General features: G+C 38.6%; 1 protein-coding gene. It reads left to right on the top strand.

The features are described 5' to 3' along the window. Positions 1–1,267, top strand: a 1,267-nt coding sequence (hisD, locus tag A7D14_RS10300) for a histidinol dehydrogenase (RefSeq protein ID WP_067033899.1), incomplete at its 5' end; no start/stop codon positions are given. Positions 1,268–1,943 lie beyond the last annotated feature (676 nt).

Below are 1,943 nucleotides of genomic sequence, written 5' to 3'. Positions count from 1 at the left end.
GAATGTCGAAGAATCGGCAGTAGATCAAGCGCAAACAAGAAAAATAGTTGAAGATATTCTTCTTGATGTTGAAAAGAGAAGAGACACAGCTGTCCGCGAACTATCGGAAAAATTTGATAATTGGAGTCCAAAATCCTTTCGTTTATCGGACAGTCAAATTCAAAAAATCATTTCCAAAGTTTCAAAAAAGACAATCCAGGACATAAAATGGGCCCAGGCTCAAATTGGTCGTTTTGCGCAAATACAGAAATCTACACTTCATGATATAGAAATTGAGACAATCCCAGGGGTTGTTCTTGGACACAAAAACATACCTGTTAAAAGTGTGGGATGCTATGTGCCCGGGGGAAGATATCCAATGGTAGCTTCAGCGCACATGAGTGTTTTAACAGCTAAAGTTGCGGGTGTGGGTAAAATCATTGCTTGTACCCCGCCAGACCCTAAAACAGGGGGGGCACCACCGGAAACTGTAGCCGCCATGTACCTTGGAGGAGCAGACGAGATATATATACTGGGCGGAATACAGGCCATGGCTGCAATGGCCCATGGTTGTGTGGGAATGTCAGAAGTGGATATGATTGTAGGTCCTGGAAATCAATATGTGGCCGAAGCGAAAAGACAATTGTTTGGTAAGGTAGGCATAGACTTGCTTGCTGGTCCAACTGAGACCTTGGTCATTGCAGATGAAACAATGGATGTCGAAATGGCCGTTACAGATTTGTTGGGTCAAGCTGAGCATGGTCCAAACTCACCTTCAATTTTGTTGACCAATTGCGAATCCTTGGCCATTGGAATTGCCGATGAAGTTAAAAAGCAATTAAAAACATTACCCACCGCTGACCTTGCCAGTAAATCTTGGGAAGACTATGGTGAAGTAATTTTGACTGATAGCTATGAGGAAATGTTGAAGGTTGCCGATGAAATTGCTAGCGAACATGTCCAGATCAACACAAAAAACCCAGATTATTTTTTAAATAATATGACCAATTTTGGCGCAATGTTCTTAGGCAATAGAACCAATGTTGCCTATGGGGACAAAGTTATTGGCACCAACCACACCTTACCCACAAAAAAAGCCGCACGTTTTACTGGTGGTCTTTGGGTAGGCAAGTTCATAAAAACCTGTACCTATCAAAGAGTAACAACAGATCAAGCAAGTGCCTTGGTTGGAAGTTATTGTTCCCGCCTTTGTGAAATTGAGGGATTCATGGGACACAAAAGACAGGCGGATATCAGAGTTGAACGCTATGGAAAAGAGGATGTTTAGTTAAAATTGAAACAGGCTTTTTTACAACTCTGCTTTGAAACATTTACCAAGTATTTTCTCCATTCACTAAATTTAGGAAGTGTATATTCTTCAAAAAGGTAAAAATGGAGATGACCGTTAACTTTGAAATATCGTTCAACTTATGTGAATTATTTATAATTACATGGTCATCTCCAAACAATTATTGAAAGTATTATCCCAAAATGTATGCAAACAAGCCTTGAACTTAGCCTCTTTTGAAGAGATACTTATGATTGTTTTTGATAGACAAATACGATATAAGGAATCTTCAAACGGTACTTGTGATAACTGTTAGGGCATTTCACTTTTACCAATGTCTGACTTAACGTATCTCAAAAAGATAAAAAGACAGCACTTACACAATATAAAGATAAAGGCATCAACTTCTCAGCAGTACATACTAGACAATCCTTTTGCTCAAAACCCGTAGAACTGGAACATAAATGCAATATGGGATTTAAGCTATGGTATCAAAACACCCTAAATTTCGGGGCAATTGGCCAAATACTTTTAATTTAAATCGCCAAAAGGAAGCAAAAGGGAATTGAAATAACTGACCGATAAAATTTTTTCGTTCAAGATTCTATTGAATATATTCATTGATGAGGTTTACATTACTCTTTTGATATTTTGATATCAACTTAGGATCCAAGTC

This window comes from Allomuricauda sp. CP2A (genome assembly GCF_001683915.1).
Classification (GTDB): domain Bacteria; phylum Bacteroidota; class Bacteroidia; order Flavobacteriales; family Flavobacteriaceae; genus Flagellimonas.
The sequence above is the reverse complement of the archived record's forward strand: the minus strand, read 5'-3'. Positions and strand labels throughout refer to the sequence as shown.